Origin of the sequence: Brucella anthropi ATCC 49188, from assembly GCF_000017405.1 — a bacterium.
Lineage (GTDB): Bacteria > Pseudomonadota > Alphaproteobacteria > Rhizobiales > Rhizobiaceae > Brucella > Brucella anthropi.
In genome coordinates, this window is sequence record NC_009668.1 from 1488884 (window position 1) to 1502491 (window position 13608).

Sequence of the window (13608 nt, forward strand, 5' to 3'; positions counted from 1 at the left end):
AGCCAAAGCGCGATTATTTTGGTTTCAGCCGCGATCACGCAAAGCAAAGATTGTGCCAGCAAGCAGAATGAAAATACCTACGATAGCGAGCTGCAGCGTGCTTGGAATGCCAACAAAAATCAGCACATTACTGACAATCGTGATGAGAAGCACGCCGAGTAACGTCCCTATCACTGAGCCTGAACCGCCCGTGATACGCGCTCCGCCCAGCACAACGGCGGCGATAATTTCAAGCTCCATACCTGCAAGGTCAAAAGGATTTGCAAGACGATTGCTCGAAACGTGCACGACGCCCGCAATGCCCGCCAGAAGGCCCGCATAAGCAAAGACGAAAATACGCACACGGAAAAGGTTGACACCCAGTCTTTCGGCAATGCCCGGATTGCCGCCAACCGCAAAAATCGCGCGTCCCATCAGTGTCCGCTCAAGAATGAACCACGTCACGAGGGCAGCAGCCACAAGAACCAGAACCGTCGCCGGTAGAACGGAGACGACACCATTCGATGCATGATGGGTGAAGAGTGATGTCTTGCCAAATGCATCCATCGCCACCGGAATATTCATGAACAACGCGGTCCCGACAAAGGTCAGCAGAAAGCTGCGGATCACGTATTGCGTGCCGATGGTGACGATAAGCGAAGGCGCTTGCAGCTTCTGGACCAGCAGGCCGTTCAGCGCCCCGAAAGCAGCCCCCCCAATTGCCGCAAGGATCAGAATGATCGTCATCGGCATTTCGGGGAACCAGTTCGTAACCAGCATGGTAAGAGCGTACATCACAAAGGCCGCAATTGCGGTGAACGAGACGTCAATCCCGCCCGAAGCCAGCACGACCAGCACGCCCATCGCAAACAGTCCGCGCACGACGGAAGCGCGTAGAATATCCACGATATTGCTCATTTGCAGGAAATCAGGATTGGCTGCGATCACGACGACGCAGGTCACGATAATCAAAAGAAGCGTGAACATTTCAGGTCTGCGGCCCATCATATCCCAGAGCCGCGCACCAATACCGGGCTGACCTTTGTCCGTAACGTTGGCTGATACGATCTCGGTCATTGTGCCACTTCCTTCGACGTGCTGGCCATGGATTGGTAGATGGCATCTTCGGTCAGGCCTTCGGCAGCATGTGCTGCAACGATACGGCCCTGACGCATGATGAGAATGCGGTCACAGTTCTGCAGAAGCTCCGGCAGGTCGTCGCTGATGATGATGACGCCCATGCCATCATCGGCTAGGCGCTGGATGATGCGGAAGATCGTATCTTTCGAACCGACATCGACCCCGACTGTTGGCCCATGCAGAATTAACAGTTGCGGGTTAATGGTCAGCCAGCGACCGATCAAAACGCGCTGTTGATTGCCCCCCGATAAAGACAGTACCGGTATGGTGACATCCGGCGCTACAATCTGAAGATCCGCGACACTTTCCTCCGCAACACGGCGTGCGCGACGATCACTGATGATGCCTAGTGCATTGCGCAGGCGATCGAGGATCGGCAAGGTGATATTATCCTGTATGGGCTTTTCGAGGAAAAGGCCTTCCGTCAGCCGATCTTCCGGCACATAACCGATGCCATATTCAATGGCCTGTGCCGTCGATTGTGGTGCGATTTCGCGCCCGTTCAGGCGTACCTTACCATTCGTTGCCGGTTTGACGGCAGCAAGAGCAAGCGCAAGCTCGTTACGACCAGAATCCAGCAGTCCCGTGACACCGAGTATCTCGCCTTTTCTGAGACTGAATGAGACATCCTGAAAGGCTTCACCGTCGCCAAGCTTTTCAACTTCGAGCATGACTTCGCCCAGCTTGGGCTCGGTGCGATAGCGCGTTTGGCTAATTTCGCGACCCGTCATCCAATGACTGAATTCCGCTTTGCTATGCCCAGCGACGTCAAGTTCGGCCACTTTCAATCCGTCGCGCATGATAATTGCACGTCCGCCAAGCAATTTGCATTCATCAAGCTTGTGCGTGACGAACAACACCGCGACACCCTTGTTGCGAAGGCGCTCTACCACATGCAACAGATTTTCAACTTCCTGACGCGTCAGCGATGTCGTGGGCTCGTCCATGATAACGAGACGCGCTTCGGACGCAACGGCGCGTGCAATGGCAATCAGCTGGCGGGTCGCCAGCGGTAGCGTGTCGGTTCGGCGCGAAAGAAACGCCTTGTCGGTTGGTAGGTGCACTTCGGCAAGCGCCCGTCGCGCTGTTTCATTCAGAAGGGAAACGTTCAATCGGCGAGCAAGGCGCCCAGAGGCTTCAACAAGCTGTTCGGTAAAGGCCACGTTTTCCGAAACGGAAAGATTTGGAAGCAGCGACAGGTCCTGATAGACGGTTTCGATCCCGGCGCGAAGGGCTCCTATAGCGCCGAGATCGCCAGCACGCGAGCCTATAACCTCACCATCAATCAGTATTTGCCCTTCATCGGCAGGTTGCGCACCCGAGAGAATTTTGATCAGCGTACTCTTACCGCAACCGTTCTCTCCCATCAGATGGTAGATTTGTCCGGCTTCGATCGTCAGACTGACGTCTTTCAGTGCCTTCACGCCGCCAAAGGATTTCTTGACGTTTCTGACCTCAAGAAACGGTGGTACAGGATGTGTCGTGGCATTGACGGCGTGCATGGCGAATTCCTGAAATTATCGAATATTCTTTCCAGGACCGCCGTAGTGTGGTCGGCCCCGGAAGTCAGCTTTGGTGCGTTATTATTCGATCAGAACGGGAAGTCCTTGTAGTTGGATTTGTCCGCATCGACCCAGGCCTGCCCCTGGATGATGATGCCCTTGCCCGGTCCCTTGATAACAGTCATTTTCTCGTAACCCGGTACACCAAGGTCGATACCATCCTTGATCTCCTCGCCCTTCAGAACGAGATCGGAGACCTTGTTCATGACATAGCCAGCGTCTTTCGGATCCCAGAAGAAGATCTGGTCGACGGCGCCGCTTTCCAGATATGGGCCGGTATCTTTTGGCAGACCGAGACCGTACACACATGTCTTGTCTTGAAGACCGGCCTCCTCGACAGCGCGGCCAATCCCGATCACATCGATGGCAGAGGATCCCTGAAAGCCCTTGATATCCGGATATTTGCGGAGAATCTCCTTGGCTTTTTCATAGGCGCGGTTGGCATCGTTGAACGACTCGTTCTTTTCCGCCACCAGCTCCATGTCCGGATATTGCTTGGCGTTTTCTGCACCAGCATCAACCCACTGATTGTGAGTCAGGCTGCCCAGTGATCCAACGAAAGAAGTCCACTTACCGGACTTACCCATGCATTCAGCAAGCTTTTCGTTGATGCGTGCGCCGAAAGCCTTGTTGTCGAAGGCTTCGATATCGACGTCCGTATTGACCAGACTATCGCCTTCATGGGTGATGACCTTGATACCACGCTGCGAAGCGCGGCGCAGTACACCTTCAAGCGCTGATGGGTCCATAGGCACGATCGCAATCGCTGAGACGTTCTTGGCGACGAGATCTTCGATAATACGGGTCTGCTGGGCGGCATCCGCTTTTGCGGGTCCGACCTGGCTGGTGCTCACGTTGGGATTATCTTTGCCAAAAGCATCAACCCCTTCGTTCATACGGGTAAACCAGTTTTCGCCGGTAACCTTGACCACTGTCACGATGGTGGGCTTGTCTTGGGCAAATGCCGCCCCTGCCACGACTGTACTGGCAAGCATTGTGCCAGCTATTAGTTTGGAAAACATGCTCATATGACTCCTCCATGAATATAAGCAGATTGTTTCTTTAGGTGTTTGCCAGCATCCTTCATCTCGAAGTTGCCGGCTTTGTTTCTATTGTCGTTTTGGTCGTAACCAGTAACCCAAGTGCACGCGTGCCGATGCGAGCAACGCGAGAAGCAGAACACCCCAAGCGAGGTCGCGGAAGAAATTCGAAATGTTCATGAAGTTAAACAGGCTTGAGAGAATCTGCAGCGCGGTTGCAGCCAGCAACACACAGATGACCTTGCCATATCCACCTTCCGGCTTGACGCCGCCAAGAACGGCGATGAGGATAGCAATCAGCACATAAGACCCACCGTAATCCCACTTTACGGACGAGTTGCGTGCCGCGATGATAATTCCCGCAACGGACGCGAGCAGGCCGCACAGCGTATAGGTGATGAGGAGCATGCGTTTCTCATTGATGCCACCGTAGCGCGCTGCCTTGGCGTTGCTTCCGAGCAGCATGAGTTTCACGCCGAAAGGCGTATATTTCAGCAGAAATGAAAGCGCCGCAGCGATAACCAGAAATAGCGCGAAACACATGGGAATGCCGAGAATGGGCATGTTGCCGAAATTATCCAGCGGCTCGATGTAACCCATGCTGACGGCTGAACCGTTAGTGAGATAGACGGCTATGCCGGTAAAAAGAAGCTGTGTTCCAAGCGTAGCGATCAACGGAGTCAGGCGTGCATAGGCTATTACAACCCCATTGATAATGCCGCCAACCAGCCCGACAACGAGCGCTAGACCAGCGAATACCCATGAAAACAGCAAAGGCGCATCAGCAGCCGGAATGTAGTGGCGTGTCAGTAAGAACGCGATAATGCCAGCGAGATTTGCTAGCGCTATGCCGGACAGATCGATCCCGCCATTGCCGGAAATCATCGCCAGCATAACCCCCAGCGCAAGAAGTCCCAACTCCGGGACCTGTGAAGCCATCGACTGCAGATTATAACTGTCCATGAAATTGGAGCCGGCCAGAAAGCCGCCCGCTGCCAGAACAGCAACATTGATCAACGCCAGAAATAGCGTCTGTCGATCCAGGCTATTCGATGACACGTCCATCCTCCCGCTATCGAAGCACCTCTTTGATCATCAAACCCTGCCGCCTCCAGACAGTCTTATGACTTGAAGATCAAACTCACTTTTGACATTTGTCAGTCACTTTTGTCTCTTGTCAATATATTTCCCCCATTCAACGAGATCCTCTAAAAATGGAGCTGCAGGCTGAAACAGCCGAGCACATAGCAACACGCTCTGTCGAAGCCTAACAAGCGCGCAGAACTGCGCTAACAAATTGAATAGAAACGATCATTCATGCCTCCCAGTCCTTAGCCCGGTTATCAAAGGCCAGCGTTTCTCCCCTTTTTTTTACTTTCATACCGCATGGGTTGACATTTGTCGATCATTTATCGAATATTGTCAAAATGGCGACGGCGCTAACTGTTGCCAACGGAGGAACTGCATTGGAATTTCTGCTGGAAGTAGAAGGACTCAAGAAGTCCTTTGGTGGCGTTGCCGCCTTACGGGATGGACGGCTGAAGTTGCGAGCTGGTTCAGTTCACGCACTGTGCGGCGGAAACGGTGCAGGCAAATCCACTTTCCTGAAGATATTGATGGGGATTTATACCCGCGACGACGGTCACATCCGGCGACGTGGAAAAGACGTTGTTTATTCCAGTCCCGCTGAAGCGCTTCAGGCCGGAATCGCCATTATCGAGCAGGAATTAAGTCCGGTTCCGCATATGACTGTCGCTGAGAATATCTATCTCGGTCGCGAGCCGCTCCGTCGCTTCGGCGGAATCGACTTCAAGACGATGAACCGAAATGCTCAGAAACTTCTAGATCAGCTCGAATTCAAGATCCGTGCCAACCAGTTCATGATGAACCTGTCTGTTGCCCAGGTTCAACTCGTCGAGATCGCCAAGGCGCTCAGCCACGATGCGGAAGTCATTTTTATGGACGAGCCGACTTCGGCCATCGGCGAAAAAGAAGCGCAACATCTCTTTGCCGCGATAGAGCGCCTGAAAGCGAGCGGAAAAGGTATCGTCTATGTCTCGCATCGCCTGTCGGAAATTTTCCAGATCGCCGATACCTATACTGTGTTTCGCGACGGCAGCTATATAGATAGCGGCAATCTCGATGGCATTACCCGTGCCGAATTGATCCGGATGATCGTCGGACGGGAGCTGGGCGACGAATATATCAAGACCAATACACCAACTGAAATACCAGGCATTGAGGTCTCCGGCCTTAGCGCGCCCGGCAAGATAACCGACATCTCCTTTACAGCACATAAGGGCGAGATTTTCGGCATTTACGGATTGATGGGGTCTGGCCGATCAGAAATATTCAACTGTCTTTTCGGGCTGGATGAAGCCTCCCAGGGTGTAATCAGACTTGAGAGTAAACCCGTCACCATCCGGCGCCCCTCCGATGCCATGGCTTTGGGACTGGCCTTTGTGACAGAAGATCGCAAGCTGACCGGCCTTAACCTTGATGACAGCGTTCGCAACAATATCTGCCTTGCCAGTCTTCCCGAGATGAGCCCGCATTTTGCAATGAACCAGCGTGAGGAAACATCCGCCAGCAGAGACATGATCGAACGGTTCAGGATCAAGGTCGCGCGCGATACGATGCCCGTTTCCGGCCTTTCGGGAGGCAATCAGCAGAAGGTCGTTCTGGGAAAATGGTTCCTGAGAAAACCACGCGTTCTGCTGCTTGATGAACCCACACGCGGCGTCGATGTCGGCGCGAAACAGGAAATTTATCGCATCATCTGTGAATTTGCCGCTGAAGGCGGGACCGTCATCATGGTCTCTTCCGAGATTGATGAAGTTCTTGGCATGTCCGATCGCATCATGGTCATGCGCAGCGGACAGTCGGCAGGCATTTTTCGCAGGGAGGAAACGGACGCGCAGTCGCTGGTGCATCTTTCGACATGAAAGCCGCCCCAAAAGCACCGTGTTTCGTTCTAGAGAGGTAGAACAGTGTCCACCACAGAAAACAATTCATCGACGAGCTGGTTTGGCTCCGAACGTCGCAGACTGGTCATCCAGGAATATGGCATATTCATCGCCTTTCTGCTCCTGGTTACGATCCTCTCATTCTCCAACCAGTATTTCCTGACAGCAGGCAATATCTCCAACGTCCTGCTACAGACCTCGATCAACGGCATTCTCGCCATTGGCATGACCTTCGTCATTCTGACGCGTGGCATTGACCTCTCCGTTGGCTCGGTGGTGGCATTGGCCGGTATTGTCAGCGCCAGCTTTGCAACCACGTCGGCGACTGCGGGTGTTGCAGGCGCTCCCTATTCGCCATTTATAGCCATTCCCGTTGGTCTCTTGGTGGGCGTTGGCTGCGGCGCGCTCGTCGGCACGATTGTCTCGCGCTTCGCGGTTCCAGCCTTTGTCGCGACATTGGGCATGCTTTCCGCTGCGCGCGGCCTGACGCTCATCTATGGCGGTGGCAAGCCGGTGCCTGCTCTCATCCCGGATTTCCGCTGGATCGGAACCGGAAACATACTGGGTATTCCGGTTCCGGTTATTTTGCTCGCCGTCGTCTTTCTGGCATCGTGGTGGATCCTCAACCGTTCACGGTTCGGGCGCTATATCTATGCTGTCGGCGGCAATCCCCATGCTGCCAATACATCGGGCATCAATATTTCCCGGGTGCGTTTTTCGGTCTACGTCATCTCCGGCGGCCTTGCAGGTCTTGCAGGCATGATCCTGTCAGCTCGCACCGGCTCCGCCCTCCCGCAGGCCGGTATCAGCTATGAACTCGACGCCATCGCGGCGGTCGTCATTGGCGGCACCAGCTTGTCCGGCGGCGTCGGCCGCATCACCGGAACGCTCATCGGCGCACTCATCATTGGTGTCATGAACAATGGCCTCGATCTGATGGGCATCCAGTCCTACTACCAGCAGGTTCTGAAAGGCGCCTTGATCGTCGGCGCAGTCATGCTTGACCAGAAGCGCAACCAAAATGCGTGATCTACCCTGACTTGTAACAACAAACGTGCCGCCCGAACGGGGCCAATTATCAAAGGAGGAGAATGAAATGAAGAAACTTCTCATTGCGCTTGCCGCAGCATCTGCACTGATGGTGACACCATCTCTGGCGCAGGACAAGAAACTCAAGATCGGCGCAGCACCATACGGGCTCAATGCAGAATTCATGCAGGTCTGGTCTGAAGCGCTGAAAAAACACCCTGCCGTGGAGAGCGGAGAAGTCGACCTGACCATCTTCGACGGACGTTACGACGCTCTCGTGCAACAGGAACAATTCAACACGATGATCACGCAGAAATTCGATGCGATCATCTTCGTTCCTATTGACATCGAAGCGGGTGCTACGGCCGTTCAGGCAGCCAGTGATGCAGGCATTCCGGTTGTTGGCTCGAACACCCGCGTCAACTCCGAGCTGCTTGCCGCCTATGTCGGCTCTGACGATACGGTTTCGGGCTATATGGAAGCCAAGAACGTTCTCGACAAGATCGGCTGCAAAGGCAATGTCGTCATTCTGGAAGGCCCGATCGGGCAGTCCGCACAGATTTCCCGTCTGGAAGGTAACAAGAAGGCTCTTGCCGAATGCCCGGACGTGAAAGTTCTCGAAGACCAAACCGCAAACTGGTCTCGCGCTGAGGCCCAGACACTTATGGAGAACTGGCTGACGGCTCATCCCGGCCAGATCAACGGCGTGATCGGTCAAAACGATGAAATGGCACTGGGTGCAATCGAAGCGATCAAAGCCGCCAATCTCAAAGTGGGCGATTTTTCCATTGCCGGTATCGATGGCATTACCGATGCACTGCGTGCTGTCAAGGAAGGCACGATGACCTCCATCCTGCAGGACGCGAACGCTCAGGCGCAAGGCGCCCTCGACCTCGCGATCTTCCACGCCAAGAAGGGCGACTACAAACCTCAGTCCGATATCTGGGCCCAATATCCCGATATGCCTTTCAACGACGGCAAGGACAAGAACTACAATATTCCATGGACGCCGGTGACGGCTGAGAACGTCGACAAGCTCCTGGAAAGCCGCAAGTAAAATTGTCTGGGCGGCCCGGCACACCCTCTCATGAAAAGTGTCATGAACGCGCCGGGCCATCAGGCTCACAATCCAGAACTCCGAGGCAAAAATGTCCGATCAAGCTCCCCAAATTGACCTGAACTTTCCGCTCACCGGAAAAGTTGCCATCGTGACCGGAGGCGCTTCCGGCATTGGTGCTGCAATTTCCAAAGCTTTCATTGCCAAAGGAGCTAAAGTTGCTGTGCTGGACATTAGTGCTGACATAGCGAAAGCCAAAGCCGAGGAGCTTGGCGAAAACGCAAAGCCCTTCGTTTGCGATGTTTCCAACCAGCAATCGGTCAACGATGCGATCGCCAGCGTTATCGAACAACTCGGTGTTATCGATATTGCGGTCAACAGCGCAGGCGTGGTCTATCTGGCCCCGGCGGAAGATATATCGCTCGACTATTGGGACAAGACGATCAACATCAATCTCAAGGGAAGCTTTCTTGTCACTCAGGCCGTCGGTCGCACCATGATTGCGGCAGGCAAGGGTGGCAAGATTATCAATCTGGCTTCCCAGGCCGGAACCGTGGCCATTGAAGAGCATGTCGCCTATTGCGCGTCTAAGTTCGGCGTCATTGGCATGTCGAAGACATTTGCCGCCGAATGGGGCAAATATGGCATCTGCGTCAACACGCTTTCCCCGACCATCGTCCTCACTGAACTTGGCAAGAAAGCATGGGCTGGCGAAAAGGGTGAGGCCGCAAAGAAACGCATTCCGATTGGGCGCTTCGCATATCCGGAAGAAATCGCCGCCGCTGCAGTCTTCTTTGCCTCAGCTGGAGCAGACATGATTACGGGCGCCGATCTTCTTGTCGATGGCGGCTATACCATTCTTTGAGCCCGGCGCTCATTCACCTTATAGGAGATACCATGCAGCGCTTCATCAACAATCCGGACGAAGTCGTTGAGGATACTGTAAAGGGCTTTGTCAAAGCTCATTCCGACATCGTTCGACTTGCAGAAAACCCGCGTGTCATTGTCGCCAGAAACGCCCCTATCGCTGGCAAAGTCGGTGTCGTCACCGGCGGCGGTTCCGGTCACGAACCGGCATTCATCGGTTATACCGGCAAGAACATGCTGGACGCTGTAGCGGTCGGTGAACTGTTTTCCTCCCCCACTGCCAAGAGCTTCCATGACGCAATCCGCGAAGCTAATGGCGGCAAAGGTGTTGTCGTACTTTACGGTAATTATGCCGGTGACAACATGAACGTGAAGATGGCCACGAAACTTGCCGCCAAAGACGGTATAGAAGTTGCCACTGTTGTCGCTAACGACGATGTCTGCTCAGCCCCGGTCGATGAACGTGAAAAACGTCGCGGCGTCGCTGGCGAGATATTCATGTGGAAGGTTGGCGGTGCAAAAGCGGCAACCGGAGCCACGCTCGAAGAGGTTCGCGCAACAGCTCAGAAGGCCATCGACAACTGCCGCTCAATCGGTGTTGGTCTCGGCCCATGCACATTGCCCGCAGTCGGACATCCGAATTTCGAGATTGCGCCGGGTACAATGGAAGTCGGTATTGGTCATCATGGCGAACCGGGCGTGCGGGTTGAGCCGCTTAAGTCTGCTGCCGAGGTAGCAAAAGACATGTGCCAGATCGTGCTTGACGATCATGCACTGGCAGAAGGTACCGAAGTCGCCGTTCTCATTTCAGGTCTCGGTGCAACACCGCTCAACGAACTTTATATTCTGAATGATACGATTGAGTCGGAAATTACCAAACGCGGCCTGAAAATCCATCGCACCTATATCGGCAACTACTTCACGTCACTTGAAATGGTAGGAGCAACGCTGACAGTCATGGCGCTGGACAGCGAGCTGAAGGAATTGCTCGATGTCGAAGTGCAGTGCACCATCATTCTGTAAGGAAGAGACCTGTGCAAACACTTAATAACGCAACAGCCGGAGACATTGTACTCGCAATGGCCGACCGGATTGTCGAAAATCGCGCCTATCTCAGTGAAATTGATGGGAAAATCGGCGACGGGGATCACGGCGTCAACATGGCCAAGGGCTTCAACATGGCTGCTGAACGCCTGAAGGGAAAGAATGAAGCGCTGGCTGCTTCCCTCGATACGCTCGGCACGGTGCTCATGACCGAGATCGGCGGTTCGATGGGGCCACTTTATGGTGTTATGTTCACCGAATTTGCAGAAAAAATCGATGGGATCGACAATATCGATGCCGCTGCTTTCAGCCGTATGCTTCATGCCGGACTGGAGGGCATTCAGTCCATCGGTTCTGCCAAGGTTGGTGACAAAACCTTGCTGGATACGCTTGTGCCAGCGGTCGAAGCCTTCGATGAAGCCACTGCTACCGGAAAAACCTTTGCCGAGGCACTCGAAGCTCTGGTTGCTGCCGCTGAGAAAGGCCGCGACTCCACAATTGATCTGGTGGCGAAAATCGGTCGCGCCAGCCGTCTTGGCGAGCGATCACTGGGCGTACTGGATGCCGGAGCGACCTCATGTGCGATCATCCTTAAAGAGCTTTCCAATGGTGCGCGGGAACGATTGCAGTAATACGAGCATCTGCATTCAAATAGATTTGGCGCACTGTCGCGAAACCGGGCCGATCCGTTCTCCGACAGACTGAATCCGGTAGGAAACAAACAAAAACATTGTATTGCAGGGCAAGCCGGCAGATAGAAGGAAAAACCACGGGAATTAGTGCAAACAAGATGGCGTCAAACGGAAAAACAACCGCAAGCAAAATCGGACAGCTGGTCCCGACTGATGGCATTCCACTGCGATATGGCGACGATCCTTACGTCTGGGCTTGCTGGCTTTACTATGAAGATGGACGCACGCAAGGCGAAATCGCCGAAATCATGGGAATTTCGCGAGCCACGGTGAACAGCTATTTGGCAGATGCACGTAGCCGTGGCATCGTCAATATCTCGATCGAACCCGCACGCCTCAGTTCTCTTGCAATCGCGCAGGAACTCAAGCGTCATTTCGGTTTGAATGACTGTCTGGTGGTGCCCAATGACGACGGTGCACAGACTCTTATTGACCGGCTCGGGACAGCCGCAGCGCAGGCCATCGCCAAGCTTCTGAAATCGGGAGACACACTTGCTGTAGCCTGGGGACGAACAGTTCTCGCGATCGCCGAAAATACTCGCATATCCAACCTGCAGGACGTAACCGTCGTACAGGCGACAGGCGGAACGCGCGCCAGTTTTGCTTACACCCCCGAACTATGCGCGGCCGCCATGGCCCGGGCGACAAATGCACACCTCGTCAACATCACCGCGCCTGCCATCGTATCCAGTCCCGATGTAAAAGCGGCGATTATCGGAGAACCGATTATTGCGGAGCAATTTCAGGCGCTCAATCATGCGAACAAGGCACTGTTCGGCATTTCTTCGCTACGACCAAATTCGACAATTCACACCAGCGGCTTTTTTGAGAGCGTCTCTATACAGGATTATCTCACCAAGAATGCCGTCGGCGTCGTGGCTGGACGCTTCATCGATTCTTATGGGCAGCCCGTGTCCGGACCACTTGACGACAGGACCATCGGTATCACGCTCGACATGCTGCAAAACATCGACACGCGTATCGCCGTTGCGGGTGGCTTCGACAAGGTACCGGCAATTCTTGCAGCGTTGCGAGGCGGCTATGTCAATATTCTGATTACTGATGCTGCGACAGGGCGCGGCATTCTCAATGCGGACGGCGTGACAGAAATCGACAGCAAGCTTTCCCAGAAGCTGCGTGCAGAACCAACAGTCAATGTGTCCAGCCATTATCGTACGCATATCAAGAAATTTCTGAACAGCCCAGACGATGTCGTCGAGGAGATGCTTGACGGTGTTATCAAAGCGCACCGATCCTATCTTGCTCCGATCAAGGAATCGAAACGTGCACTCGTCGCACGTCAGGGTCCGCGCCAGGGAAAAGTTGGCCTGGTGATTGGCGGTGGGTCGGGACATGAACCCTGCTTTCTGGGTTATGTCGGCAAAGGTCTTGCCGATGCTGTAGCTATCGGCAATGTCTTTTCTTCCCCTCCGCCGGCCCCAATCCTTGAATGTGCCAAGGCGGCCTCCGGCGGAGAAGGCGTACTCTTCGTGTACGGTAATTATGTCGGAGACGTCATGAACTTCGAGATGGCTGCCGAAATGGCGCAAGAAGTTGCTATTCCGACGCGCACCGTTCTGACGACAGACGACATATCCTCTTCCCCCATAGAGGATCGCGATGGCCGTCGCGGTGTCGCGGGTAACTTCTTCATTTTCAAGGTGGCAGGTGCAGCCTGTGATCGGGGCATGTCGCTTGAGGCGTGCGAGGCGGTAACACGCAAGGCCAATCGGCGTACCTATACGATGGGTGTCGCGTTGGAGCCCTGCTCTTTGCCTCAGACGCGACGCCACAATTTTGAAATCGGTGCCGAGGAAATGGAAATCGGCATGGGTATTCATGGCGAACGGGGCGTTATCCGCGAAAAAATGATGCCAGCCGACGCTATTGTTGATCACATCATGGATCGGATTTTCAGTGAGATGAATGCGTCACCCGGAGACAGGGTGGCAGTGCTCGTAAATTCGTTCGGTTCAACGCCACTCATGGAACTGTACATCCTGTTCAGACGTGTCGAACAACGCTTAAGTGCTAAACAAATAACAATCGAAGCCAACTGGATCGGCCATTACTGTACATCGTTGGACATGAATGGAGCATCCATATCCATCATGCATCTCGATCAGGAATTGTCCGGCCTCCTATCACACCCTTGCGATACGGCTTTTCTTCGGATCAACTGACTAATGCCGCCGCCGGCGGATCATGAATTCCAGATCATCTGGGAGGTAA

General features: G+C 54.0%; 11 protein-coding genes. 7 read left to right on the forward strand and 4 right to left on the reverse strand.

What is annotated here, in order from left to right; translation table 11 throughout:
- Positions 1–24: 24 nt before the first annotated feature.
- The 4 genes from OANT_RS20945 to OANT_RS20960 form a co-directional block, all read right to left on the reverse strand.
- Positions 25–1056 (reverse strand): ABC transporter permease, encoded by a 1032-nt coding sequence (locus tag OANT_RS20945; protein WP_012093393.1) that lies wholly within the window; start codon positions 1054–1056, stop codon positions 25–27.
- A complete protein-coding gene (locus OANT_RS20950) occupies positions 1053–2621 on the reverse strand; it encodes a sugar ABC transporter ATP-binding protein (RefSeq protein ID WP_012093394.1) in 1569 nt (522 codons plus the stop codon). Before OANT_RS20950 ends, OANT_RS20945 begins: the two co-directional genes overlap by 4 nt.
- An 89-nt stretch (positions 2622–2710) precedes the next feature.
- On the reverse strand, positions 2711–3709 hold the full coding sequence (locus OANT_RS20955) for an autoinducer 2 ABC transporter substrate-binding protein (RefSeq protein ID WP_012093395.1): 999 nt from the start codon (positions 3707–3709) through the stop codon (positions 2711–2713).
- Positions 3710–3790: 81 nt separating this feature from the next.
- Positions 3791–4780, reverse strand: coding sequence for an ABC transporter permease (locus OANT_RS20960; RefSeq protein ID WP_010659244.1), 990 nt, complete (start codon positions 4778–4780; stop codon positions 3791–3793).
- Between the two features lie 407 nt (positions 4781–5187).
- Here OANT_RS20960 and OANT_RS20965 point away from each other — a divergent pair, with 407 nt between their 5' ends.
- The 7 genes from OANT_RS20965 to OANT_RS25870 all read left to right on the forward strand — a co-directional run bounded on the left by OANT_RS20965 (position 5188) and on the right by OANT_RS25870 (position 13559).
- Positions 5188–6666, forward strand: coding sequence for a sugar ABC transporter ATP-binding protein (locus OANT_RS20965; protein WP_040128604.1), 1479 nt, complete (start codon positions 5188–5190; stop codon positions 6664–6666).
- Between the two features lie 45 nt (positions 6667–6711).
- Positions 6712–7716: an ABC transporter permease gene (locus tag OANT_RS20970; protein ID WP_010659246.1), complete on the forward strand. Its 1005-nt coding sequence runs from the start codon at positions 6712–6714 to the stop codon at positions 7714–7716.
- A gap of 67 nt (positions 7717–7783) precedes the next feature.
- Positions 7784–8773, forward strand: coding sequence for a substrate-binding domain-containing protein (locus OANT_RS20975; protein ID WP_012093397.1), 990 nt, complete (start codon positions 7784–7786; stop codon positions 8771–8773).
- Between the two features lie 91 nt (positions 8774–8864).
- Entirely contained in the window at positions 8865–9638 is a 774-nt protein-coding gene (locus tag OANT_RS20980) for an SDR family oxidoreductase (RefSeq protein ID WP_012093398.1), read from the forward strand.
- A 32-nt stretch (positions 9639–9670) separates the two neighbouring features.
- On the forward strand, positions 9671–10663 hold the full coding sequence (locus OANT_RS20985; protein WP_012093399.1) for a dihydroxyacetone kinase subunit DhaK: 993 nt from the start codon (positions 9671–9673) through the stop codon (positions 10661–10663).
- A gap of 11 nt (positions 10664–10674) precedes the next feature.
- Positions 10675–11316: a dihydroxyacetone kinase subunit DhaL gene (gene dhaL / locus OANT_RS20990; protein WP_012093400.1), complete on the forward strand. Its 642-nt coding sequence runs from the start codon at positions 10675–10677 to the stop codon at positions 11314–11316.
- Between the two features lie 158 nt (positions 11317–11474).
- A complete protein-coding gene (locus OANT_RS25870; RefSeq protein WP_012093401.1) occupies positions 11475–13559 on the forward strand; it encodes a bifunctional sugar-binding transcriptional regulator/dihydroxyacetone kinase subunit DhaK in 2085 nt (694 codons plus the stop codon).
- The last annotated feature ends 49 nt before the right edge of the window (positions 13560–13608 follow it).